At 53.2% G+C, this 23,298-nt stretch carries 21 protein-coding genes; 6 read left to right on the forward strand and 15 right to left on the reverse strand.

The annotated features are described in order from the left end of the window. The first annotated feature begins 32 nt into the window (after positions 1–32). Complete coding sequence (locus tag EVJ34_RS05815) at positions 33–638, forward strand: DUF1054 domain-containing protein (protein WP_131437430.1); 606 nt, start codon at positions 33–35, stop codon at positions 636–638. A gap of 40 nt (positions 639–678) precedes the next feature. Here the strand turns inward: EVJ34_RS05815 and hemW are convergent, their stop codons facing one another. The 5 genes from hemW to lepA form a co-directional block, all read right to left on the reverse strand. After that, the gene (gene hemW / locus EVJ34_RS05820) at positions 679–1,848 is read right to left on the reverse strand and encodes a radical SAM family heme chaperone HemW (RefSeq protein WP_131437428.1); all 1,170 of its coding nucleotides are present in this window, start codon (positions 1,846–1,848) and stop codon (positions 679–681) included. A 65-nt stretch (positions 1,849–1,913) separates the two neighbouring features. Continuing rightward, the gene (locus tag EVJ34_RS05825) at positions 1,914–3,098 is read right to left on the reverse strand and encodes a DUF1015 family protein (protein WP_131484943.1); all 1,185 of its coding nucleotides are present in this window, start codon (positions 3,096–3,098) and stop codon (positions 1,914–1,916) included. 12 nt (positions 3,099–3,110) lie between these two features. Further along, complete coding sequence (locus EVJ34_RS05830; RefSeq protein WP_131484944.1) at positions 3,111–4,274, reverse strand: 3-phosphoglycerate dehydrogenase family protein; 1,164 nt, start codon at positions 4,272–4,274, stop codon at positions 3,111–3,113. Beyond that, positions 4,252–5,325 carry a 3-phosphoserine/phosphohydroxythreonine transaminase gene (gene serC / locus EVJ34_RS05835; protein ID WP_131484945.1) on the reverse strand — a complete coding sequence of 358 codons (1,074 nt, stop codon included), beginning with the start codon at positions 5,323–5,325 and terminating at the stop codon, positions 4,252–4,254. Before serC ends, EVJ34_RS05830 begins: the two co-directional genes overlap by 23 nt. Before the next feature lie 112 nt (positions 5,326–5,437). Then, on the reverse strand, positions 5,438–7,261 hold the full coding sequence (lepA, locus tag EVJ34_RS05840) for a translation elongation factor 4 (RefSeq protein WP_131437423.1): 1,824 nt from the start codon (positions 7,259–7,261) through the stop codon (positions 5,438–5,440). A gap of 219 nt (positions 7,262–7,480) precedes the next feature. Here lepA and rpsT point away from each other — a divergent pair, with 219 nt between their 5' ends. Beyond that, positions 7,481–7,741, forward strand: a complete 261-nt coding sequence (gene rpsT, locus EVJ34_RS05845; protein WP_034778152.1) for a 30S ribosomal protein S20 — start codon at positions 7,481–7,483, stop codon at positions 7,739–7,741. 30 nt (positions 7,742–7,771) lie between these two features. Here the strand turns inward: rpsT and EVJ34_RS05850 are convergent, their stop codons facing one another. Then, positions 7,772–8,206: a GNAT family N-acetyltransferase gene (locus EVJ34_RS05850; protein WP_131484946.1), complete on the reverse strand. Its 435-nt coding sequence runs from the start codon at positions 8,204–8,206 to the stop codon at positions 7,772–7,774. A gap of 9 nt (positions 8,207–8,215) precedes the next feature. Next, positions 8,216–9,226: a DNA polymerase III subunit delta gene (holA, locus tag EVJ34_RS05855; RefSeq protein WP_236634615.1), complete on the reverse strand. Its 1,011-nt coding sequence runs from the start codon at positions 9,224–9,226 to the stop codon at positions 8,216–8,218. A gap of 90 nt (positions 9,227–9,316) precedes the next feature. Here holA and EVJ34_RS05860 point away from each other — a divergent pair, with 90 nt between their 5' ends. Continuing rightward, on the forward strand, positions 9,317–9,481 hold the full coding sequence (locus tag EVJ34_RS05860; RefSeq protein ID WP_016508105.1) for a YqzM family protein: 165 nt from the start codon (positions 9,317–9,319) through the stop codon (positions 9,479–9,481). A gap of 58 nt (positions 9,482–9,539) precedes the next feature. On the opposite strand, the gene EVJ34_RS05865 is transcribed toward EVJ34_RS05860, so the two are convergent. The 7 genes from EVJ34_RS05865 to EVJ34_RS05895 form a co-directional block, all read right to left on the reverse strand. Next, positions 9,540–11,672 (reverse strand): ComEC/Rec2 family competence protein, encoded by a 2,133-nt coding sequence (locus tag EVJ34_RS05865; protein WP_131484947.1) that lies wholly within the window; start codon positions 11,670–11,672, stop codon positions 9,540–9,542. A 1-nt stretch (position 11,673) separates the two neighbouring features. After that, positions 11,674–12,243, reverse strand: coding sequence for a helix-hairpin-helix domain-containing protein (locus EVJ34_RS05870; protein WP_131437416.1), 570 nt, complete (start codon positions 12,241–12,243; stop codon positions 11,674–11,676). 156 nt (positions 12,244–12,399) lie between these two features. Next, complete coding sequence (locus EVJ34_RS05875) at positions 12,400–14,043, reverse strand: methyl-accepting chemotaxis protein (RefSeq protein WP_131484948.1); 1,644 nt, start codon at positions 14,041–14,043, stop codon at positions 12,400–12,402. Beyond that, positions 14,040–15,011, reverse strand: coding sequence for a BMP family lipoprotein (locus tag EVJ34_RS05880; RefSeq protein ID WP_131437412.1), 972 nt, complete (start codon positions 15,009–15,011; stop codon positions 14,040–14,042). The genes EVJ34_RS05875 and EVJ34_RS05880 overlap by 4 nt, the downstream gene beginning before the upstream one ends. Positions 15,012–15,153: 142 nt before the next feature. Then, positions 15,154–16,668, reverse strand: coding sequence for a flotillin lipid rafts scaffold protein FloT (locus EVJ34_RS05885; protein WP_131437410.1), 1,515 nt, complete (start codon positions 16,666–16,668; stop codon positions 15,154–15,156). 3 nt (positions 16,669–16,671) lie between these two features. Next, positions 16,672–17,193, reverse strand: coding sequence for an NfeD family protein (locus EVJ34_RS05890; protein WP_131437408.1), 522 nt, complete (start codon positions 17,191–17,193; stop codon positions 16,672–16,674). Next, positions 17,193–17,594 carry a hypothetical protein gene (locus EVJ34_RS05895; RefSeq protein ID WP_131437406.1) on the reverse strand — a complete coding sequence of 134 codons (402 nt, stop codon included), beginning with the start codon at positions 17,592–17,594 and terminating at the stop codon, positions 17,193–17,195. The genes EVJ34_RS05890 and EVJ34_RS05895 overlap by 1 nt, the downstream gene beginning before the upstream one ends. A 123-nt stretch (positions 17,595–17,717) precedes the next feature. On the opposite strand from EVJ34_RS05895, the gene rnhC reads away from it, so the two are divergent. The 3 genes from rnhC (at position 17,718) to EVJ34_RS05910 (ending at position 20,865) form a co-directional block, all read left to right on the forward strand. After that, positions 17,718–18,629 (forward strand): ribonuclease HIII, encoded by a 912-nt coding sequence (gene rnhC, locus EVJ34_RS05900; protein WP_131484949.1) that lies wholly within the window; start codon positions 17,718–17,720, stop codon positions 18,627–18,629. A 72-nt stretch (positions 18,630–18,701) separates the two neighbouring features. After that, positions 18,702–19,514, forward strand: coding sequence for an alpha/beta fold hydrolase (locus tag EVJ34_RS05905; RefSeq protein ID WP_131484950.1), 813 nt, complete (start codon positions 18,702–18,704; stop codon positions 19,512–19,514). 328 nt (positions 19,515–19,842) lie between these two features. Then, positions 19,843–20,865 (forward strand): PTS sugar transporter subunit IIC, encoded by a 1,023-nt coding sequence (locus tag EVJ34_RS05910; RefSeq protein ID WP_131485295.1) that lies wholly within the window; start codon positions 19,843–19,845, stop codon positions 20,863–20,865. A gap of 45 nt (positions 20,866–20,910) precedes the next feature. Here EVJ34_RS05910 and pheT read toward each other — a convergent pair whose 3' ends face one another. Next, complete coding sequence (gene pheT, locus EVJ34_RS05915) at positions 20,911–23,286, reverse strand: phenylalanine--tRNA ligase subunit beta (protein ID WP_131484951.1); 2,376 nt, start codon at positions 23,284–23,286, stop codon at positions 20,911–20,913. Positions 23,287–23,298 lie beyond the last annotated feature (12 nt).

Genomic DNA, 23,298 nt, shown 5'->3' on the forward strand with positions numbered 1-23,298 from the left:
AGTTTCGGTATGATACGAATTGAGGTGATTAGATGTTTACAACACAACAATTTAACGTATTCACGCAAGACGGACTCGATGCCCGCATGACAGGGATTCGCTCTGAGATCCAGCCGCTATTCCATCGCATCTACGACGAGGTCGGTCCTCAGCTTGAAGCCGATGTCGGCGTCCCGCTCTATCTGCACGTCGCCAAGCATGCACGTCGGACGGTCAATCCACCGAAAGATACGTGGATGGCCATCTGCCATGATAAACGTGGCTATAAAAAACATCCCCATTTTCAAGTCGGCCTGTTCGATGATCGCGTCTTTATCTGGCTCGCCTTCATCTATGAGATGCCGAACAAAGAAGCCATCGGCAAACGACTCATGACAATCGACTTCAAATCGGACTTCCCCGACTTCCACGTCGCCGGAGACCATATGAAAAAAGACGCATTCTTAATCGAGGACACGTCGCGTGAGTCAATCGAGACGATAACGGAACGATTCGCGACCGTGAAGAAAGCGGACTTCTTGATTGGCCGTCAACTTCCGGCCGATGCGTCAATCCTCCAAAACGAAGCCGCGTTCCTCGCGCTCGTCGAGGACACGTTCAGCCGGCTCATGCCGATTTACCGCGACTTAGTCTTATAACCAAAACAAGGGCGGACCCATCTCGGGTCCGCCCTTCTGTTTATGACATCGATGCCTGTTCGGATGAGTCGCTCACTCGTGCCTCGCCGATGAAGGCGGCGAACGCCTCGTTGGCGAGCGGTAGCCCTGACTCGGTCAAGCGGACGTGCGTCTCCGTCGTCTCGATCAACCGTTTGGCTTCGAGTTCCGACAAGACGTGCCCGAATACTGAACGCATCGACACACCATACTTCGACTCGAACGTCGCAAACGACACACCTTGACGCATCCGGAGTCCGAGGAACAGTTCCTCTTCCATCTTCTCGAACGTCTCTAGCGTCGTCGTATTGCGCACCGGCAACCCTTCCGCTTTAATATAGTGCGGAATCGGGGCGATATTCGCCCGACGTTCACCGTTCAAATAACTGTGCGCGCCGGCGCCGAAGCCATAATACTCTTCATTGCGCCAGTACACTTGGTTGTGACGGCTCTCCCGTCCTTCGAGGCTATAGTTTGAAATCTCATACTGTTTCAAGCCACGCCGTTCGAGCGTCTCCATCACTTTTAAATACATCGCGACTTCGATGTCTTCACCCGGAAGGCGCAGCTTCCCTTTTCGCTCCTGAATCGCGAACACGGTATGCGGCTCGAGAATGAGCGAATAGGAAGACACGTGTTGAATCGGAAGCTGGAACGCCAAATCGAGGTCGCGCTCGATTTGCTCGAGCGTCTGTTCCGGCAAGCCGAACATCAAGTCGATCGAGATGTTGTCGAATCGCTTCGCGGCCTCCGTCACGGTCGCGAACACGTCATCAGCTCGGTGTGTCCGGCCGATGCGCTCGAGTCCGCCGTCATCGAACGTCTGGACGCCGAAACTGACGCGGTTGACCCCTCCTTGTTTCATCGTGTCGAGTTTTTCCGCACTGACGAAGTTCGGATTCGCCTCGACCGAGTATTCTAAATTCGGGGACGCAAGCGGGAGCAGATGATGCGCGACCATATCCATAAGTCGTTTCATCTGCGCCTCATTGAGCGCCGTCGGTGTCCCGCCGCCGATAAAAATCGTCTCGATCGTATCGGTCGGGTATTGTTCGAGCGAGAGTTTGATTTCCCGTTCAAGTGCATCTAAATAGTCATCAACCGGTTGGTTCTTTAAGAACACCTTGTTGAAATCGCAGTAATAACAAATATGTTCACAAAATGGAATGTGAAGATATACGGCTTTAGCCATGGCGGCCACCCCTTTCTTCTCTTCCATTTATAACGCTTTTCACGCCGTGACGCCACTCTGCACGTTCAATCGAACCGATGAATGAACAGACCGCTCTTCAATTTCGGTTCGAACCATGTCGATTTTGGCGGCATTTGACCGCTCTCATCGGCGACACGCATCAGTTCTTCCATCGCCGTGGCGTGGCACGTCAACACGACGACGTCATCACGTTCAGCCAAGTCGGCGAGGCGCGCCGGGGCATCCTTGCCGCCGATGAAATCGATTCGTTTGTCCGTCCGTACGTCTTTGACATGGAAATACGGCTCGAGCACATCGCGTTGCAACGTCGCGACATCGAGCGCCGCTGTCACTTGCCGTTTTTTGAGCACGTGGTGTTCGCCTCGGTAAGACAAACCGAACGTGCCCCGCTCGTTCGGGACGTGTAAGGCAGGCACCGATTCGATCTCATATGAGAACGTCAAACCGTCAAGCAACGCTCTGACTTCTTCTGGCGCCACATCGTTCAGGATGCGATGGTACGGCAAAATTGTCAGCTCATCGCTCGGGAACAAGACGCCGAGAAAGTGGTCCCGCTCTTGTTTCGATTCCCCTTCATGAATCGGACTCCGGGCGACGACGGCAGCGGCTTTAGCCCGGTGATGCCCGTCGGCGATATAGATGGCCGGAATGCTGGCCCCGATCATGATGACGCGCGCCTGATGCTTGGATGGAACGGCAAAGCCTTCATGAAGCACACCTTGGCTGTCCTTAAAGGCGAACAACGCCTCTCCTGTCGTCGCGTCGTGCAAAATGCGGCGTAACCCTTCGGCCGGGGCGTGACTCATCAAAATGGGACCCGTGTGCGCTTTCGTCGCCGATACGTGCTCGACCCGTTCACGCTCTTTCACCTCACGTGTGTGTTCATGAATTTTGATCCGACCTGCCTCATAATCGGCGACTGAGAACGTCGCGACGAGTCCGGTCTGAACATGTCCGTGATCGGTGAGACGGTACACGTAAAATCCGTGGGTCCGCTCGGTCAACTCGCTCTCATAAAGCCGTTCGAGCTCATGACGGGCCCGGCGTCCCCACGCCTCGAGCGACATATCCGCCGTGAACAGTTCGGGTTTATCGACCGCAAGGAACGAGTCGGGACGCTGTTCGACGTCCTGACGTGCCTGTTCGACACTGACGATATCGTACGGGTCGGCGGCGACCGCCTCAGGGTGTTTTGGCATATATGGGGCAAACGGTTTGAATACGACCATGGTCATTCCTCCTTAAAATTCGCGGACGCGCATGACGCCCTCGATGTCATATAGGGTGTGCACGGATAGTGTCTCATGTTTATGATTATCGATGTCAATCAATGTATAGGCCACATCGTTACGGCTCCGGTTGACCATATTATCGATATTGATGCCGTTCTCGGCGAGCCGGCTCGCGATTTGACCGACCATGTTCGGGACGTTCAAATGGAGTACCGCCAAACGTCGCTTCCCGACAAACGGGAGTTCTGTGTTCGGGAAATTGGCCGAGTTACGAATGTTACCGGTCTCTAAGTACAGTTTGAGCGTATCGACGGCTTGAATCGCACAGTTCACCTCAGACTCGTGCGTCGACGCTCCGAGATGTGGGAAGGCGACGACTTGAGGATGACCGAATAGCGCCTGCTTTGGGAAGTCGGTGATATACGTCGCGACGTTCTCATCGAGCGCCTCGAGCAAATCAGAATCGTTCACCAGTTCACCGCGGGCAAAATTCAAGATGGTGACGCCCGGTTTCATTTGGTTGAACCACGTCGCGTCAATCATGTGGCGCGTATCGTCGGTTAATGGCATATGAATCGACAGGAGATCGACGTCGGCGAGCAATTCGCTCAACTGCTTGGCCCGCTTCACTTGTTGCGAAATATTCCATGCGGCGTCGACCGATAAATGCGGGTCATAGCCGATGACATCGATGCCGAGGTGGAGCAAATCGTTCGCGAGCGACGCGCCGATCGCACCGAGACCGACAATCCCGACTCGTTTGCCCCTTAGCTCAGAACCGACGAAGCGCCGTTTCTCGTCTTCCATCGCCTGCTCGAGCGACGCCTGATCGGAAAATACATGAGTATTGACCCAGTTCGCCCCTTCTAAAATCGGTCGAACCGATAGCAACATGCTGGCGAGCACGAGTTCCTTGACGGCGTTAGCGTTCGCGCCCGGCGTATGGAAGACGACGACCCCCTGACGCGCCAGTCGTTCGAGCGGGATGTTGTTCACGCCGGCGCCGGCCCGGGCGATGGCCAATAAGTAAGGCGGGATGTCCGCGTCGTGAACGTCATGACTCCGAATGACCCAGGCGTCGGCTTGCTCCGCGTCATTGACGGCATATTCGCTTGGTTCGAAACGTCTTAGTCCGTCCTTGGCAATTTGGTTATACGTTTTTATATGAAACATCTTGTCCCTCCTGTTCAAACTCATGCATCATGTCGATGAGACGGTTCACGCCTTCGAGTGGCATGGCGTTATAAAGGCTCGCACGAAGACCTCCGACCGATCGATGTCCCCCGAGTTCAATCAACCCGCGCGTCTCGGCGAACTGTCGGAACGCTTCATCCGTCGTGTCATTCCCGGACGTGAACGGGATGTTCGTCAGCGACCGCTCCTTTCCGGAAACGAGTGCATGAAACAATGATGACGTATCCAATGCGTCATATAACAGCTTGCTCTTCATTTCGTTACGACTTTCCATCTCCTCGACCCCACCTTCGGCCTCGACCCAGGCGAGCACACGCTCGGCGACGTATAGGCTAAACGTCGATGGGGTGTTGAGGAGCGTGTCGACGTGCTTGCTGTAGGCGAGGTATGACGGCAACTCACGGTCGACAATCAAATCGCGGCGGATGATGACGAGCGTCAATCCGGCCGGTCCGATATTTTTTTGGGCACCGGCGTAAAGCAATCCATAGCGCTTGACATCGATCGCTTCCGCCAAAATGTTCGACGAGATGTCAGCGACGAGCGGGACGTCCATGTCTGGGAACTCCGTATAGCGCGTCCCTTCAATCGTGTTATTCAACGTCACATGAAGATAGTCGACGTCTGAAATCGTATCAGGCCATGTGGGAAGTTCACGATAATTGACCGCTGCCGAACTGCCGGCGACGACGACGTCACCGAAGTGCTTCGCATCGGCAATCGCTTTTTTTGACCACGTTCCGCTGTCGAGATAGGCGAAGCGACCCGATTCGCAAAGATTCATCGGTATCATCGAAAATTGAAGCGTCGCTCCCCCTTGCAGAAACAGGACAGCGTAGTCGTCAGAAATATGCATCAATCGCCGCAGTCTCGTCTCGAGCTGCTCGACGATTGTCGCGAACGTATGGGAGCGGTGACTCATCTCAACGATGGACACCCCTTGTTTATAAGACAGAAACTCGGCTTGCACTTCTCGTAAGACAGGTTCCGGCAAGACACCCGGTCCTGCTGAAAAATTATAAATCGGCACCGCCACTTCACTCCTCCTCTGTTTATCTGTAAGTGGGTACTATTCCGTACATGACGTGCCGAATCCTGCCAAATGACAAAAATCGCCCTTATCCGGAGATAAGGGCGACCGTTTATTCTTCGTCCATCGACAAGACGGACATGAACGCTTCTTGCGGCACTTCGACGGAACCGACCATCTTCATGCGTTTTTTACCTTCTTTTTGTTTCTCGAGTAATTTACGTTTCCGTGAGATGTCACCACCGTAACACTTGGCGAGGACATTTTTACGGAGCGCCTTGATTGTCGAGCGGGCCACGATTTTCGTCCCGACCGCTGCTTGGATCGGCACTTCGAACTGCATCCGCGGAATGAGCGCCTTCAATTTCTCGACGATGACTTTCCCACGTTCGTAAGCGAAATCTCGGTGCACGATGAAGCTCAAGGCATCGACAAGTTCGTTGTTGAGGAGAATGTCCATCTTGACGAGGCGTGACGGGCGATACCCAATCAAATCATAATCAAGTGATGCATACCCTTTCGTGCTCGACTTCAACTGATCGAAGAAGTCGTAGACGATTTCACTGAGCGGGATGTCGTACGTGATTTTGACACGCGTCGTATCAATATATTGCATATCGATGAAACTGCCGCGCTTCTTCTGGCAGAGCTCCATGATGGCGCCGACATAGTCGTTCGGTGTCATGATGGCCGCCTTGACGTAAGGCTCTTCAATCGACTCGACTTTTTGTTGTTCCGGCATTTTTGACGGGTTATCAACATGGACGACCTCGCCTGCCGTCGTCGTGACGTGATAGATGACCGATGGCGCCGTCGTGATCAAGTCGATCCCGAACTCACGCTCGATTCGCTCTTGAATGATTTCCATGTGAAGCATACCGAGGAAACCACTGCGGAAGCCAAAGCCGAGTGCTTGTGACGTCTCTGGTTCGAATTCAAGGGCCGCATCCGATAACTGGAGCCGTTCGAGCGCTTCACGCAAATCGTTATATTTGGCGGCGTCGATCGGGTACAGGCCACAGTACACCATCGGGTTCATTTTCCGGTAACCCGGGAGCTGTTCTGTCGACGGGTTTTTCGCGAGCGTGATCGTATCACCGACACGGACGTCACCGACTGTCTTGATCGATGCTGATAGCGTACCGACATCTCCGACGTTCAACTCCTTGACCGAGACCGGTTTCGGTGTCGAGACGCCAAGGTCCGTCACGTCGAATGATTTGCCGGTCGACATCATTTGGACCTTGTCCCCGACTTTGACCGAACCGTTGACGATTCGAATCGAGGCGACGACGCCGCGATACGCGTCATAATACGAGTCGAAGATCAGTGCCTGAAGCGGTGCCGACGGGTCACCTGTCGGCGGTGGAACGAGTTCGACGACTTGCTCGAGGATCTCTTCAATCCCGATCCCTGCCTTGGCAGAAGCCGGTACAGCATCACTCGCGTCAAGCCCGATCACGTCCTCAATTTCTTGACGAACGCGTTCGACGTCAGCCGATGGCAAATCGATCTTATTGATGACCGGAATGATTTCGAGGTCGTTGTCGAGTGCGAGATACACGTTCGCGAGTGTCTGGGCTTCAATCCCTTGAGCCGCATCGACGACGAGGACGGCCCCTTCACATGCTGCGAGCGAACGTGACACTTCGTACGTGAAGTCGACGTGTCCCGGTGTATCGATCAAGTGAAGGATGTACTCTTCGCCATCTTTTGCGGTATAGTTCAATTTAACAGCATTCAACTTGATTGTGATCCCGCGTTCCCGTTCAAGATCCATCGCATCAAGCGTCTGTTCTTTCATTTCACGCGCTGTGAGCGCACCGGTCTTTTCAAGAATCCGATCAGCGAGTGTCGACTTCCCATGGTCGATGTGGGCGATGATGGAAAAGTTCCGTATTCTCTTCTGACGATTCTCTAATTCTTGTTTGTTCATATATGGGTTCACCTATCCTTCTCATGCATACCGTGTCATTATATCAAAATCCTAAGTTAATGTGTACGACCTACTACAACAATACCACATATAGTTTTCAGAATAATCATCAAGTGGTTGCTTTTCGAATAACCGTTTGCTACAATTGTGCTTGTTCTGTTGAATGATTACTTGAAGTAATGAGAACATACACTTTCTTGTTTCAGGAGGTGAAATAACATGGCAAATATCAAATCAGCAATCAAACGTGCAAAAACTTCTGAAAAGCGTCGCGTAGCGAACTCGCAAGAGAAAGCAGCAATGCGTACAGCAGTAAAACGTGTTGATACTCTCGTTGTAGAAGGTAACAAAGAAGCTGCTCAAGAAGCTTTCGTCCTCGCTACGAAGAAAATCGACAAGGCTGCAGCAAAAGGTCTAATCCACCAAAACAAAGCAGGTCGTGACAAATCACGTCTCGCAGCTCGCATCGCAGCTCTCTAATTAGAGACTAAAACGAAACAGCCGCCTCCATTAGGAGCCGGCTGTTTTTTTGGTTCTCATCACATAATGGGGTCCAATCCCCGGAATGTCGAACGCGTCACCAACCGTCACTAGGCCGTTCCGTTCATAAAATCGGACAGCGATGGCTCTGGCGTTGCACCACCACGAATTATTGACCGCTTCATGCAACGCCTGTAAAAAGGACGAGCCAATTCCTCGGCCAGAAAATGCCGGGTCCGTTGCCATCCCTCTTAGCTGATACGGCACCGTCTGACCGTCGAAGTCACGTCCCACTTCCATCACGGTCGCAATCGACACGACACGACCGTCTTCGACCCATGCATAGTGGCGTGTCGTCTCGGCGTCATCCCCTTCAAAATAACATGTCTCGACCGCCTGTCCCGGACGTAGCACTTCATGCCGGAGCGAAATCACGTCAACGAGCCTCACTTCCTGTAATCCCATGTCTTCACCTCACAGTAATGTCAATTGGCAGACGAGCGTATCGAAAACGATTTGCTTGTCGCCCCGTCCTGTCTTCATCGCTTCATCAGCGTCGGCGATCAACGTCAGCGCCCGACCGAGTTGGGCCTCCGAAAAATTCCGGCTCGCTTGTGAGGCCAGTTTCACTGTATATGGGTGTGCGCCGATTTTCGAAGCGATTTGCTTCTCGCCATACCCTTTCTCGGTCAACTGCTTGGCCAGATACATATTCCGATACTGCCGCGCGAGGAGCGACAATAAACCAATTAATTCTTGCCCTTGTTTCTCTAAATCCCGCACCAACCGAAGCGCAGCATCCGCACGTCGGGCAACTAAAAATTCAGACAGCTGGAACACGTTATCCTCGAGCGTGCGTGGAACCAAGTCGTTGACGATTTCAATCGGGATGTCGGCTCCGTCACTCGCATAAAGTTGTAACTTCTCAAGTTCTCGCACGAGTTTGCCCCAATCGTCCTGACAGAGGAACAACAGGCGCTCGACGGTCGCCCGCTCCATCTTTTGGCCGCGACGATTCAATTCGTCGCCGACGTAACGCATCAGTTCGGATTGGCTCGGTTTTTTCGCTTCGAGCACGATGGCCCGTTCTTTCAGTCGTTTGACGACTTTTTTTCGTTCATCGAGTTTTTCCGCTTCGATGACAAAGACGAGCACGGAGTAAGGCGCCGGTTGTAACGCATAATCCGTCAAGCGCTCGACATTTTGTTTCTGCTTTTCTTTCGCCCCCGTCAAGAACTGGGCATGTTTGACGATGACGGTCCGATACTCACTGAAAAACGGTACCGTCTCCGCTTCATCAAGCGCCGTGTCGAGTGACGTCTCGTGCAAGTCGAGCTGCATGACATCAAATTGGTCACCAGACGGGTTGGCGGCTTTGATGATTGCCCGTTCCCACGTCTCTAGTAAATATTTTTCTGTCCCGAATAGGACATATACGTTTGACAACTTTCCGTTATGCAGCCACGGTTCATTCAAAACACACACCACTTTCACAATTTATTCTTATCTAAACATAGATTATCCTCCGGTGATTCGCTATACTTAGGACGGAACCATTTCAAGGAGGGACTCACTATGCATATTAACTCTGTTCGCCCACAAAGCGAAAACCCGTTCGAGAACGACGTGCAATGCAAACGTAACGATGCCATCGATTCAGCAATCGGCTTCATCGTCCCGTTCGGCTTTTTCTTCACCATCTTCGCGATCGGTGTCCTCATCAAGTTCTTGAGCTTATAAGTCAGTCAGAAAGCGATTGCCCCGGGGGAGCAATCGCTTTTTTAGTTTATCATAGATTTCATGGAGTGACCCCTTTCGTTACAATCCCACGACAGCGATTCCCTTCACAAACGACCATCCCGTCTTCGTCCGTCCGCAATAACCGTCTACCCTCGATCCGATTTAGCGTGTCAGGGTGGGGGTGCCCGTATCGATTGTTCGCCCCGACACTGACGACAATCCATTCCGGATCGACTCGCTCAATCAACTCACGACTCGAAGACGATTCCGCCCCGTGATGTCCGAGCTTAAACACATCGACGTCGACAGTCGGAATGCTTCCTTCCCTCGTGTCCGGTAAATCTCCGGTCAATAAATACGATAGCGCCCCGACGTTCATGAACAGCGACACCGAGTTCGCATTCTCATCATCACTCGACTCGTCCGGTGCGACGACCCACATCCATGGATACGGCCGATCTCCGGCTGACAAGAGACGAACCGGTACGTCAAATTCGTCCAGGACGGCCAACAACTCGTCCCGCTTGTCACGGTCAGCCACTTCCGCCGAGAGCCATACTTCCTCGACGGGCATCGCCTCGAGTAACCCGGTCAGTCCCCCAATATGATCATGGTCGGCATGGGTGAGCAGCAAAAAATCGAGACGGCGTTCCCCGCGCTTCCATATATACGGGGCGACGACGTCTGCTCCCGGGTCGTATGTGGAACGTTTTTGTTCATTCGGGTCTTGGTACACCCCACCGACATCGATGACCCCGGTCACCTCGCCATACTCGACGACGATGGCATCGCCTTGTCCCACATCTAAAAATGTGACACGGGGCTGCTCGGTCCATTCTAACGCGATGTGCAGAAGCAAAAGGGAGCCGAGCGCCAACGCCCACCCCGTCCACCGCTTCCATTCGAGTAAAATTAATCCGCCCCATAATACGATAGCGAGCGCCACAGCGTGCCATAACGTGAATTCGTGCAACGGGAACCATGGTTGCCAATCATGATGCAGTTGGAACGTACCATTCAAGCCATCAAGGACCGGATGCATGAGCGGTTCCGCACCTGGAACGATGTATATGAGAAATGCGAGCGGGATGATGACCCAGGCGATCAACAGCCCGACGAGCACGTTATAGACTGGTGCCCATATGGATAGAATCGATTGCACAGGCCATAGGAAAATGAGACCGAACCATTGCGCATAAACGGCCAATCCGAACGGTCCATTCCAAATCGACCGGGTCACGAGCAAGAACAACGTCATCACGATCGTCAATTGGAATCCCAAGTTCCATAACAAGTACGGTTGCATCGCGAGCAACATCGCGCCACACCAGCTAAGTAATCGAATCGGGTCACGGACGTAAATTCCGAACAGCAACAATCCGAGCAACAAATCGGCAACGAGTACGGCTCGTGCGACCGGCGGCGAAAACCCGGTCATCCAGCCGAACAGCGTAATTGCGGTGATGATGAGTTGTATCTTCGTCTCCCGACGAAACGGCAAACCGCGCATCAGCCAACGGAACGCCAAAACGAGGAGCGCGATATGTGACCCGGAGATGACGAGCAGATGGAGCAGACCAGTGACCCGGTAAGAGAATGACGTCTCCTCGTCGAGCAAGCGGCTTTCCCCGAATAGGAGCGCCTCCATATAGAGTGCGACGTCCGCTCTGTATGTTGCCTCGATTCTCGCAAGCTGCCGTTCTTTCCAGCGGAGCATATGCCCGCTCACGTTGTCACTCGGACGACACGCCTCGATGGCGACGTCACTCCCTTTGAAGGTCAGACCGGCTCCTAGCGCCCACGCCGTCTCATTGAATCCGCCCGTATTACGCAGCGGTGCGAACGGGGTATGCGTGAACGTGACGAGGCACGTCTCTCCGGGACGACCGAGCGCGAGGTCACGACCGGTCAACACACCTTTCCTTTCGTCGATTTGTCCATACAGCCGTACCGATTGGCCGTTGTCCCTCCGACTCTCGATGGCGAACGTATATGGTCCGTCCGCCGGCAACGGTTCAGCTTCAGGATGCATGAATCCCCATAGGACGAGTAGGAGGACACCGACATGTGCATAGACGGATTGACCACGCCATGTCAAAGCAATCCCCACGGCGATCAAGATGCACAGGGCGACTGCACCGTTCATCCATGCGATTAGAAGGCTGATGGGCAACAATGGATAGAGTGGCATGTCACGGGACCAATAAATAACCTTTCATGCTCTCTAACGTCTTCTCTCCGAACCCTTTAACGTCACCGATAGCTTCGTATGACTCGAATGGCCCGTTCTGTTTCAAGTGATTGAGGATGGCTTCCGCTTTGGCCGGACCAATCCCCGGTACGGTCATCAGCTCTTCTTTCGTCGCACTGTTGACATGGACTCCGTTCGTCCCACTGGACGTGTCCTCATCCGGTTGACTCACGAGCGTCTCGCCTTTTTTCGGGACCGTCACTTTCGTCCCGTCGACGAGCAATTGAGCCAAGTTCAATTGTTCAGGATCGGCCTCATCCGTCAAGACGGCGAGTGACAATACGTCTCCGACACGGGCCCCTTGCGGCATCGTGTACATATCCGGTACCTCGACCGCACCGGTCACGTAGACGACGATTTCCGTCACAACGTTTGGTTCGACTTCCGCTTCAGGCGTCACGACGAACTGATCGACCATCGGCGTCTCCGGTTCTTTCGAATAAAACATATAGCCCACCCCAATAAACAGTCCGATCAGCAGCACGACGATATACCGTTTCCCCTTTTCCATACGTCCCCTCCTCGAGCGAGTCTTTTCTATAGTATGAAGAAACGTTGGCGCATGTGCCCGAGGCCGAATACGTCATTATACACGCGCCTATCGGACGAAGGCATGCGCTTCCGGTAAACAGTAAGACGACAAAAAAGAGACAAGCCGAAACTTGTCTCAGTGCTCTTCAAAATGTTGAACTTGGCTCGCGAGTGCCGCGGCTTGCCCTTCTAACTCTTGCATCAAGGCGAAAATCTGATCGAAGCTCGCTTGTTGTTCTTTCATCGAGGCTGCGACTTCTTCGTTCCCCGCCGCAAGTTCTTCGGTCACGCCGCTTACTTCCTCGACCCGTTTCAAGACGTTCGTCACTTCCGAACTGGACGCGACCATCTCACGTTCGATCGTGCTGACGAACGAGGCGACGTGGTCCGTACGGTCATGGATCCGGTTGAACGCTTGTTTCGTCATTCCGAATGCCTCGAGCTGTGCCGTCTGTTCTCGACTCGACTCTTCTACCATGTCCGTCAAGCGGACGACCTCGTCCCGAATCGTCTGGACGACACCAAAGATGGAGCGTGTCGCCACGTTACTCTCCTCGGCCAATTTCTTCACTTCACTGGCGACGACTGCAAAACCTCGTCCAGCCTCCCCTGCCCGTGCGGCCTCGATGGCAGCATTCAAGGCGAGCAAGTTCGTCTGGGCGGCGACATCTTCTACGAGTTTCGCCATCTTTTCGATTTCTTCCGTCTTGCGGGCGAAATCATCCATCCGGTTGACGAGCGATGCGTTGCGCTCGCTCGAACGTGCTAAAATCGCTTCTTGGTCCGTCAACGTCTCGATGCCGGCCGCGACTTCGCGTGTCATCTCAGACGTCTGTTCGGTCGTCTGTTTCGTCTGGTTCAAACTCGTTTCGAATGAGGTCGCCATGAGGCCGACCGATTCGAGCGTCTCTTGTAATTCGGTCGCAATCGACTGGGCCCCATTTGCCATCTCATCGACCGCGTTCGTGATGTTTGATGTCGTGCTGACCACGGCCTCGTTCTCTGCGGCGGCCGTCTCTGTCATATCGTTCACTTTCATTGACGTGACACGAATTGAACCGATGACCGTTTGCAGCGACATCGTCATCTCGCGCATCGCTCGTTCTAACCGTCCGATTTCATCACGTCGCGTCGAATCCGGTAACGTGATCAATCGTCCGGCTGCGATTGCTTCCGCCGCCTCGACATTCCGTTCGAGCGGATGGGTAATCGAGCGGGCAAAGAAGAAATTGTATATACTGAGTGCGACGATGACGAAGACCGTCAACAGTACCGATACGAGCAGAAGACGATTCGTCTCGCTCGCCGCCTCGGCTTGTAGCGCCTCGTAGAATGTTCCATTTTTCAAGAGGAGCGTGTTCACATCGTTCAATACCCCTTCAAGCTTCGCCGCTTGAATCCGTGCGCCGATCCCGCCGGCCTCGGCCGTCTCAACCTCGGCTTCGATCCGCTCATACTTCATCGTCGCGCGCTCAAGATGATTGGCAAACTCAGGGATGAGATATGTTTGCTTCAATGTCGTGAACGTTTCCGTATTCGTCGTCCGAATCCGCTCGAGCTGTGTGAGCGTCGATTGGCTCATCTGCTCACCGAGCGATGTCCAAAGCGACTGTTCCTGCAAGAGCGACGTCTCGAGCTGAGACAATTCGATCATTTGCGTGCCGTATTGCTCGTTATATGTCTGCAGACGATTTAACGTCGATAAAACATAACTCATCATCAAGACAATCAACAAGACCGTGAACACGGTCGAAAAGATAAACCGTTTCCGTAAACTCATTTCAGCGTCCCCTCCATCAACTGTTTCTGAAACGCCTCGAATCGATTCGTCTCTTCGTCATCCCACTGGACACGACGAAGAGCGGCTAATCCGACACCGCCTTGATCGATACCGAGTTCGACGTGGGCGTTGAACGCCTTTTCTTCGACCCGGTCCGCAATCTCGACGATCGCCAAATCGACTTGTTTCAACATCGACGTGATGACGGCGTCTGGCGCGATCATCGATTGGTCGCTGTCGACACCGATCGCCTTGACCCCATTCCGTTCAGCCGTCTCTAAGACACCGACACCAGTCAGTCCTGCAGCCGCGTACAAGACGTCCGCTCCGGCTTCAATCTGCTTTTCCGCCAATTCGCGTCCAATTTCAGGTGAAGCGAAGTCATTGGCGTAATCGACGAGCATCGTCACGTCTTCATTTACGCTCTTCGCTCCGAGTTCGAAGCCGGTCTCGAATTTTTGAATCAGTTCGTTGTCGACACCCCCGATAAAACCGATTTTGTCCGATTCCGTCTCAAGACCCGCTACTGCCCCGGCGAGCGCACTGCCTTCCGCCTCTTGGAACGTCACCGACATAACGTTTGGTAACGTCGAGACTGCGTCAATCAATGCGAACTGTTGTTCCGGGTGTTCGGCCGCTACCGCTTCCAAGTCCGTCTGACAGGCGAACCCGAGACCGATGATGACATCATGTCCGTCCGCAACGAGCTGTTCGAACCCCTCTTTATATGTCTCCGTCTCTGCAAGTTCACGATAGTCGACGAACCATTTCCCCGTCTCACGTAGTTGCCCCATACCGCGCATTGCCGCGTCGCTGAATGATTGGTCCCCGAGACCAACATCGGACAAGACGACGCCCATTGATTGGCGTGCTTCAACGGTTTGTTCCGGTTGATCGATGACAGACTGACAACCCGGCAACCAAGTCACACAGGCGGCCAACAAGCCGATGATGAGTGATTTCTTCATAATAGCTACTTCCTCTCTCTAATGGTCTGACATCTCCCTTATCGTCAGAAATCACTCGAGTTTGAAGTCTTTGATTTTAAATTTAGGGGAATCCGTAAGAAACAAAAAAAGCCACAGACGACGATTGTCTGCGGCTCCAAACTTATTCTTCCGTAGCAGCGAACGTCGACTCGCTTAATTCGCGATTCGTATTCGGCTGAGCATTGCCTTTTCCGGCAAAGTTGTCGAGTAAGTCTTTCATGTCGATTCCTGACGACGCTTTGAGCGTCTGTTGGAGTGAAGCCATCAAGTCTGTGGCGTAACCCGTGACTTTGCCGGCTCCACCGTCTTTGCCGCTACCCGTATCGACGACCGTGATCTTGTCGATATTGCCAAGCGGTGCCGCTATCTGCTTCGCGTAATCCGGAAGCATCTTGACGACCATGTCGAGAATGGCGGCTTGACCATACTGCTCGAACGCTTCGGCAATCTTTTGTTTCGCTTCGGCTTCGGCGAGACCCGTTAAGCGGATAATCTCGGCTTCGGCTTCCCCTTTTGCTCGTTCCGAGTCGGCTTCGGCCACACCGGCGAGACGGACGCGTTCGGCGTCGGCTTTTGCTTCCGCTTCGATGCGGTACTTCTCAGCGTCGGCTGAAGCGATTTGACGTGCCTTGTCTGCTTCGGCTGACTGCTCGATCGCATAACGGTCGGCGTCGGCTTTCTTCTTCACTTCAGAATCATACTGTTTCTCACGACGCATAATCTCTTTCTCTTCGAGTTCGATTTGCTTTTGACGCTCGATGATTTGGACTTGCATCTGTTGCTCGGTGACTTCTTGCTTGGCACGGGCTTCTTCAAGTTCATACGCTTGGTCGGCCCGGGCTTTGGCGACGTCTTGCTCGCGACGATAAGCGGCGATGCGGAGCTGGTTCTCTTTCTCGGCTTCTGCGATTTCTGAAGCCCGCTCGAGTTCTGCTTTCTTCGCGTCTTTCATCGCTTCCGCTTGTTTGATCCGTGTTTCTTTGTCCGCTTCAGCCGTCGCGATATCAGCATCCCGTTTCACTTGCGCGATGCGCGGCTTCCCGAGCGATTCGAGGTAGCCGTTTTTGTCGCGAACGTCTTTGATTGTGAATGACACGATGACGAGACCCATCTTGGCCAAGTCTTGCGAAGCGACGCGTTGGACTTCTTGTGAGAACTTGTCGCGGTTCTTATAAATCTCTTCGACCGTCATCGAACCGAGAATCGAACGGAGGTGACCTTCGAGTACTTCCTTCGCCTCGTTCTCGCGTTCGATTTTCGGCTTACCGAGGAACTGCTCGGCCGCCGTGGCGATCTCGCTGATTGAGCCACCGATTTTGATGATGGCCGTCCCGTCTGCCATGACCGGTACACCTTGCTCCGTATACACTTCCGGCGTCGTCACTTCAAGTTTGCTTGAGAGAAGACTGAGCGGTTCCGCTTGCTGGAATACAGGTAAGACGAACGTCCCGCCCCCGCGAATGATTTTTACGCGATTGCCTGATGCATCGCTATGGACGTTCTTTTTACCCAAATAGCTACCTGTGACGATGAGCGCCTCATCCGGGCCGACCGTACGATATTTCAAGACGAACACGAAAATCAAGGCGAGTAAAATCACCCCGACGATAATACTGGCTAAAATGGCTGTGCTCATAAGTTAAAACCCCTTTCGGATTGTCGGCTCGTCATATTCCATGACGACCGCAATGTTTCGTTCGACTTCGATGATGATGACACGTCGATCACTCGGGATCGCCTTGCCGTCCACACTTTGAGCGGTCTTTAAAATCGAACCGATGACCGATTCGACGAGCACTTCGCCGTATCCGCCTTCAGGAACCGGGACGGTCAACCGTCCGACGAGTCCGACGAGCGACTCATCGGTCATGCCGATCGATTCTTCGGCGTTCGATAACGGCAACAGGACGAATAAATACAGGAGCGTCGTGAGTGCGAATGAACCGACAAGGGCGACGGCGAGTCCAATCATCGGGGATACATGGGCGAGCGCGTTCAAAATGAGACCGATACCCGCACCAAGCGCTAAAAATGACAGGATAACGGCGGGATTGAACCACCCGTCGAATAAATCGAATGCATCTGAAAATAACATGTACAAAAATGTACCGAGACCGGCAATGATGAGTACCCACCAATACAGCTGATCTAACGATTCCATTACCACTCCTCCTCGGCGCGACGCTGTCGTTCATAGGAAAGAACACGGCGCAAATGTTCGACTTCGAGTGCGAGTGCTTGCTCGATCGTGTCCCATTCTGACAAAGGCCGGGTCGGTTGCTCGACCGATTGTCGCACACGTCCTAACGTCTGTTCGAGACGTAAGCGATCGTAGCGATCGACCGCTTCCGAACGTTCTTGTCGCAATAGCGATAAATAATGATCGACTTCCGCTTGTAGCGCAATGATTTGTTCGGTCGCCGCGACCGACGATTCTTGCATCAGCAGGCGACGCACCCTGACTTGATGGGCGATCAGCTTAGCAATCCTGGCCTCTAGCTCGAGAATATGTTTATAGAGAGATTCCGCCTCATCTTCATCCGTGTCATCGCGCCACCACATCTCCGACTCACCTCACTTCTTTCTTTACTCACTCCTCTATACGTTTAGAGCGAAACTTTGGTTTCAAAATATCTAAAAAAAATGTAAGATGGATTTGCTAGAGTTAGAAAGGAAGTGCTCACGTTGGGCAATCAAGTCATCAAATTGTCGACCGCGGCCCAAGAACAACTCATTGCGAGTTACCGGGCGCATGCGGTCAATCCTCCGCCACACGCGCGGTTTAGCGCCAAGACACCTCAGTGTGTGATTACGGTCTATAATTCGGGTAAAGTCATGTTCCAAGGTCGCGATGCTGAAAGCGAGGCCGCCAAATGGGGAACGAGTATTAAAAAAGAACCGAGCACGCCAAAAAACGTGTTACCGGACGGTTTCTCGGACTGGTCCGTCATCGGGAGCGATGAAGTCGGAAAAGGGGACTATTTCGGACCGCTCGTCGTCGTTGCCGCATATGTACCAAAAGAAAAAATCGCCCTCGTCAAAGAGCTCGGGGTGAAAGACTCAAAATTGTTATCGGACACAGAAATCGTCCGCATCGCAAAAGATCTGCACGTCACCATCACGTATCAGAAGGCAACGTTACACAATCCGGCGTATAATAAGATGCAACGGACGATGACCCAAGGTAAAATGACAGCGATTGCGCATAACGCCGCCTTATCCGCCTTGTTACAAAAACTTGACGCGACGCCGGACGCGATTTTAATCGATCAATTCGCTGAAAAAAGCGTCTATTATAACCATTTACGATCTGAAAAGGCGGTCGTCAAAGACGACGTCTATTTCTCGACGAAAGCGGAAGGACTGCATGTCGCCGTGGCCGCCGCCTCGATTCTCGCTCGCGCCTTGTTCTTAAAAGAAATGGACAAGTTAAGCGCAACACTCGGGGTCACGTTACCGAAAGGCGCCGGCGCCAAAGTCGATCAAGTCGCTGCTGAGTTGATTATCCGCCATGGTCAGGAACGTTTGAATGAGGTGGCGAAAGTGCACTTCGCCAATACGAAAAAAGCAATCCGGTTGAGTGAGCTGAAACGATAGTCCTCACTTCGAAGATATGGTATATTATTTTTAGGGTTTAATGAACTTAAAAATTTTTGGGGGATAGCGTTCATGTTGCATTATAAAACGTACACATTAAGCGACGACCACCCTTGGGTCATCTTCATCCATGGCGCAGGTGGCAGTCTGTCGCATTGGTATCGTCAAATTCGGCCGTTCAAAAAAAAATATAACGTGCTCTTGCTCGACCTTCGCGGACACGGCGGCTCATACGACGCCGAACAGTCGTTGAACCAACCGCTGAACGCGTATACGCTCGACGTTGTCGTCGAAGACGTCGTCGAGGTCATGGACCACTTGAACATCGAAAAAGGACATATGGTCGGCTTGTCGCTCGGGACGATCGTCATTCAGGCGATGTTCGAGCATCATCCGGAGCGAATCGCTTCCGTCGTTCTCGGTGGAGCCATCGTCAAATTCAACGTCCGCTCGACGTTGTTGATTCGCCTCGGTAGTCTCGTACAAAGCTTCGTGCCGTACATGTGGCTATATCAGCTGTTCGCATGGATTTTGTTACCGAAGAAGCGTCATAAAAAATCACGTATGATGTTCGTCCGCGACGCGGCCAACCTTTGCCAGCGCGAGTTTATCCGCTGGTTCAAAATGACCGAAAATATGAATCCGTTGCTTCGTCACTTCTCGTCAATTGAGACGAACGTACCGATCCTCTATATTATGGGTGATGAGGACTACATGTTCCTCGAAGCCGTCGAACGGACCGCGAAACATCAACCGACCGCTCGGGTCCAGGTCGTCTCGGACTCAGGTCACGTCGTCAATGTCGACCAACCCGATCACTTCAATTCGATCTCGATGGCGTTCATCGATCAACAAGTCGGCTCGCTCGCGGCCAGCACATCTTAATCGAAGACGTCCCTTTATCGGGCCGTCTTTCTTTTTTTACCGGTTTTCAATTTTTTTCAAATGAATTTTCAGAAAATATTGATTATTGAAAATTATCGTGTTACTCTTAGACAAATCTTAACAAGCGGAGGAGCTGGCACTGATGAAAACCCATGCACAACACGGCCTACTGATTATTATTCGACTGAGGGACTGAAAATCGACTCGATAACCGAGACGAATTTTTGGGCCCTTGTTTCGATGGTTTCGGACGAGGCGCTCATGATTTGACCGACGCGCCTATCCAATCTGGATAGGTTTTTTTATTGGATTGACACACATAGAGGAGATGATGGAAGTGAAACAGTACGCAATGGATCGAATGATCAAAATATCAGCAGGAATGGCAAGCGCCGTCCTCGTCACGCTCGGGGTCGGACTCTTGATTGAAACGATTGGGAAGATGGCCGGGATCGAGACACTCGTCTTGATCGGGCAAGTCGCGAAGTCATTACTCGCCCCGGCACTCGGTGCCGGTGTCGCTTACCAGCTCGGCGGCAATACGCTTATTTTGTTCAGCTCGATGATTGCGGCAACCGTCGGTGGTGCGGCGCTCCAAGCGACCGAGAGCGGACTCGTGCTCGTACCCGGTCAACCGATTAGCGCCTTGATTGCAGCTGCGGCTGCGGTATGGTTAGGCAAACGTGTCCTCGGCAAGACGAAATTTGACATGATGGTCGTCCCGGTCACGGCCGTTCTCGGCGGCGGCATCGTCGGAGTCGGCGCAGCCGCCGTCACGACGCCGCTCATCAACTCGATCAGTGCGAGCATCACCGCCTCGGTCAATACGTCACCGATTGCGACATCACTTGTCATCGCCCTCGTGTTCAGCGTCATGCTCATGTCACCGGCTTCATCGGCCGCACTCGCCATCGCACTTCAGCTCGACCCGGTCGCCAGTGCCGCTGCATTGATCGGATGTACGGCCCAGTTCGTCGGCTTCACACTCATGGCGTATCGTCAAACGGATCCGGGCGGTTTGGTCGCCTCGTTCTTCGTCACACCGAAAGTGCAGTTCCCGAACGTCGTCAAAAACCCTCGAGTCCTTATGCCACCGTTCATCGCGGCGATGGTTAGCGCACCGATTGCAACACTCGTCTTCTCTCTCGAAGTCCCATACGAGATTGCGGGACTCGGGCTCAACTCGTTGATTGCGCCGCTCAACATCCTTGCCGCGCAAGGAATGGACGCGTTCCTCATCTTCGTCGGAACAGGAGTCCTCCTTCCGGCCGTCATCACGCTTGTCTTGTATAAAGTGACTTGCCTTGTCGGTTGGACAAAGTTCGGCGACTTGGCACTCGAAGTCCAGTAATCACAAAAAAGCGGTGTCCACGTAAAAGGGACACCGCTTTTTAAGTTATGCGCGAACTTCCGCACCGTGCGCCGCTTGAACGGCAGTGAGAATCGCTTCATAGGACGCCGTCACTTCTTCATCTTGAAGCGTACGGGTCGGGTCTTGATACTTGAGCGAGAAGGCGATTGACTTTTCATCGTCTCCTACGTTTTCGCCGACATACACATCGAACAAGGCGAGATCGATCAAAAGCGGTCCGGCCGCCTGTTTGATCGTCGCTTCGACTTGACCGGCCGGGATGCCCCGCTTCAACACGAGCGCCAAGTCGCGTGAAATCGACGGGAAACGTGGCACGTCTTCATAGATAAGCTCGGCTGACTGTTGCAACACGTCCAAGTCGAGCTCGAATACGTACACTTCTTTCAAACCGTACGTTTCTTTTGACACGCCCGGATGGACTTGTCCGACGTAACCGATGACACGTCCGTCCACGAGGACGTTCGCAGTCCGGCCCGGATGCATATCCGCAATCGTCGCCGCCTCATACGTCGCTTCGACACGTAGCGCAGACAAGAGCGTCTCAACGGCTCCTTTGGCGACGAAGTAGTCGACCGGGACACGTGTGCCTTGTGAACGATGGTCATACCAAAGCCCCGTCAACACGCCGGCGACACGTTCTGTTTCACGTGGCAACGTCTCTCCTTGCTCCACATAGACGCGTCCTGTCTCATACAATCGCACGTTCGCTTGTTGGCGGGACGTGTTGTATCGTGCCGCTTCTAAGAGACCTGGGACAAGTGACGTTCGGAGCACTGAGCGCTCTTCGCTCATCGGCATCGCTAAGTTGACTCGACCCGAACCTTCTCCACTGAAGCGTGAGGCGTTCCCGACGCTCGTGAGCGAATACGTGATCGCTTGCGACAATCCTGCGCCTTGAAGGACACGACGGACACGACGGCGCAACACGTTTTCTTTCGGGAGGTACCCTTTCGAATATGATGCTGGAAGGCTCGAAGGAAGACTGTCATAGCCATAGAGGCGTGCCACTTCTTCCGTGATATCGGCTGGTAACTCCAAGTCAGGACGGCGTGACGGTACGTGAACCGTCAATGCCTCGTCTCCAGTCACCTCGAGACCGAGACGCTCTAAAATGCGGACAATCGTCTCTTGCTCGAGGTCCATTCCGAGTCGATGGTTGATATAAGCGACCGAGACGTCAATCGTCCGGGCTGCTGACTCTTTGTCCCCAGCGACGACGATGTCGCTAATTGTGCCACCGCTCACTTCGACGATGAGTTCGGCGGCACGGTCGAGGGCCAATTGCAACCGTTCCGGGTCGACCCCTTTTTCAAAGCGGGCACTCGAATCCGAGCGTAAACCGAGCGTACGGCTCGTCTTACGGACCGATGCCGGTGCGAAGTAGGCCGACTCGAGGATGATACTCGACGTCGTCGCATCGACTTCGGTGTTCGCTCCACCCATGACGCCAGCGATGGCGACAGGATGCTCGCCGTCCGTGATGACCATCATCGAGGTATCGAGCGTACGCGTCGCATCGTCGAGCGTAACAATCTCTTCGCCGTCATGTGCTTGACGGACGGCGATTGTCGTCCCGAGTTTCACCGTATCAAACGCGTGGAGCGGCTGGCCGAGCTCGAGCATGACGTAGTTCGTCACGTCGACGACGTTGTTGATTGGACGTACACCTTCAGCAATCAAGACGTTCTTTAACCATTGCGGCGAGTCTTGAATCGTCACATTATCGATGCGCCGTGTCGCATAGTATGGACAGTTGTCTGTCTCGAGACGAACGCTGACCGTGTTCGGTACATCTGTTGTCACATCTGCCGTCGGTAACGTATACGGCCGCTCGAGAATCGCCGCGACTTCATGGATGATTCCATAGAGGCTCAAGCAATCCGAGCGGTTCGGCGTCAATCCGAGCTCGATGACTTCGTCGTCAAGATCGAGTAAGCTGATGACGTCCGCACCGACCTCGACCGATTCGCGGAACGTGTGAATCCCGTCCTGTTCATCTTCACGAATTTGTTTCTTCTCGAAACCAAGTTCTTCGAGGGAACAAATCATCCCTTGCGACTCGACACCACGAAGTTTTGCTTTCTTGATTTTGAGTCCGGGGAGACGAGCACCTACCGTCGCCACGATGACGTGTTGACCGGCAGCGACATTCGGTGCGCCACAAACGATTTGGACTGGACTCTCGGCACCAATATCGACTGTCGTCACGTTTAACTTGTCTGCCTCCGGATGTTTCTCGCACGAGAGGACATGGCCGACGACGAGTCCCGACATCCCTTCGGCGCGGCTGACGACGCTCTCGACTTCGATTCCATTTTTCGTAATCAAGTCACCGAGCACTTGCCCGCTCAAATCCGATACATCAATATATTGATTCAACCATTTTTTCGATAATAACATATGTGATCCCCC

The sequence above is a fragment of the Exiguobacterium sp. SL-9 genome, assembly GCF_004336985.1.
Classification (GTDB): domain Bacteria; phylum Bacillota; class Bacilli; order Exiguobacteriales; family Exiguobacteriaceae; genus Exiguobacterium.

Coding starts and splice junctions, on each gene's coding strand:
- EVJ34_RS05815 (WP_131437430.1), top strand. CDS start 33: ATGTTTACAACACAACAATTTAACGTATTCACGCAAGACGGACTCGAT.
- hemW (WP_131437428.1), bottom strand. CDS start 1,848: ATGGCTAAAGCCGTATATCTTCACATTCCATTTTGTGAACATATTTGT.
- EVJ34_RS05825 (WP_131484943.1), bottom strand. CDS start 3,098: ATGGTCGTATTCAAACCGTTTGCCCCATATATGCCAAAACACCCTGAG.
- EVJ34_RS05830 (WP_131484944.1), bottom strand. CDS start 4,274: ATGTTTCATATAAAAACGTATAACCAAATTGCCAAGGACGGACTAAGA.
- lepA (WP_131437423.1), bottom strand. CDS start 7,261: ATGAACAAACAAGAATTAGAGAATCGTCAGAAGAGAATACGGAACTTT.
- rpsT (WP_034778152.1), top strand. CDS start 7,481: ATGGCAAATATCAAATCAGCAATCAAACGTGCAAAAACTTCTGAAAAG.
- EVJ34_RS05850 (WP_131484946.1), bottom strand. CDS start 8,206: ATGGGATTACAGGAAGTGAGGCTCGTTGACGTGATTTCGCTCCGGCAT.
- EVJ34_RS05860 (WP_016508105.1), top strand. CDS start 9,317: ATGCATATTAACTCTGTTCGCCCACAAAGCGAAAACCCGTTCGAGAAC.
- EVJ34_RS05865 (WP_131484947.1), bottom strand. CDS start 11,672: ATGCCACTCTATCCATTGTTGCCCATCAGCCTTCTAATCGCATGGATG.
- EVJ34_RS05870 (WP_131437416.1), bottom strand. CDS start 12,243: ATGGAAAAGGGGAAACGGTATATCGTCGTGCTGCTGATCGGACTGTTT.
- EVJ34_RS05875 (WP_131484948.1), bottom strand. CDS start 14,043: ATGAGTTTACGGAAACGGTTTATCTTTTCGACCGTGTTCACGGTCTTG.
- EVJ34_RS05880 (WP_131437412.1), bottom strand. CDS start 15,011: ATGAAGAAATCACTCATCATCGGCTTGTTGGCCGCCTGTGTGACTTGG.
- EVJ34_RS05885 (WP_131437410.1), bottom strand. CDS start 16,668: ATGAGCACAGCCATTTTAGCCAGTATTATCGTCGGGGTGATTTTACTC.
- EVJ34_RS05890 (WP_131437408.1), bottom strand. CDS start 17,193: ATGGAATCGTTAGATCAGCTGTATTGGTGGGTACTCATCATTGCCGGT.
- EVJ34_RS05895 (WP_131437406.1), bottom strand. CDS start 17,594: ATGTGGTGGCGCGATGACACGGATGAAGATGAGGCGGAATCTCTCTAT.
- EVJ34_RS05905 (WP_131484950.1), top strand. CDS start 18,702: ATGTTGCATTATAAAACGTACACATTAAGCGACGACCACCCTTGGGTC.
- EVJ34_RS05910 (WP_131485295.1), top strand. CDS start 19,843: ATGATGGAAGTGAAACAGTACGCAATGGATCGAATGATCAAAATATCA.
- pheT (WP_131484951.1), bottom strand. CDS start 23,286: ATGTTATTATCGAAAAAATGGTTGAATCAATATATTGATGTATCGGAT.